Source organism: Xenorhabdus sp. TS4, from assembly GCF_014467265.1.
In the GTDB taxonomy this organism is placed as follows: domain Bacteria; phylum Pseudomonadota; class Gammaproteobacteria; order Enterobacterales; family Enterobacteriaceae; genus Xenorhabdus; species Xenorhabdus ehlersii.
Window position 1 is genome coordinate 1 of record NZ_NKHQ01000033.1, and the last position, 481, is coordinate 481.

Below are 481 nucleotides of genomic sequence, written 5' to 3' on the forward strand. Positions count from 1 at the left end.
GCGCTTTTCGCAGATTAGCACGTCCTTCATCGCCTCTGACTGCCTAGGCATCCACCGTGTACGCTTAGTCGCTTAACCTCACAACCCGAAGGTGTCTTCAGATTGGAGTTTTTGAGAGACTCATCAATGTTATCGTTCAACAACATCGATTGTTTCAAATTTTCAGCTTGTTCCAGATTGTTAAAGAGCTAATATTGCTAAACTGACGCGCACGTCCGCTTAACAATATTTCATCGGCACCGGCTTTCACCCGATACCTGAGCAAGATGGCGTCCCCTAGGGGATTCGAACCCCTGTTACCGCCGTGAAAGGGCGGTGTCCTAGGCCTCTAGACGAAGGGGACTTTAAGTCTTCTTCGCAGACGCTTGCTCTGCTTTCTTTCATCAGACAATCTGTGTGAACACTCACATTTCACCATCTTCGGTTAAGGAGGTGATCCAACCGCAGGTTCCCCTACGGTTACCTTGTTACGACTTCACCC

1 tRNA gene and 2 rRNA genes are annotated in these 481 nt (G+C 48.9%); all 3 read right to left on the bottom strand.

From position 1 onward, the window contains the following. Positions 1-78: ribosomal RNA gene (locus Xets_RS12680) — 23S ribosomal RNA — on the bottom strand; the annotation flags it as partial. A gap of 189 nt (positions 79-267) precedes the next feature. After that, positions 268-343, bottom strand: a tRNA-Glu gene (locus tag Xets_RS12685). A gap of 82 nt (positions 344-425) precedes the next feature. Further along, positions 426-481 (bottom strand): 16S ribosomal RNA (locus Xets_RS22590); the annotation flags it as partial.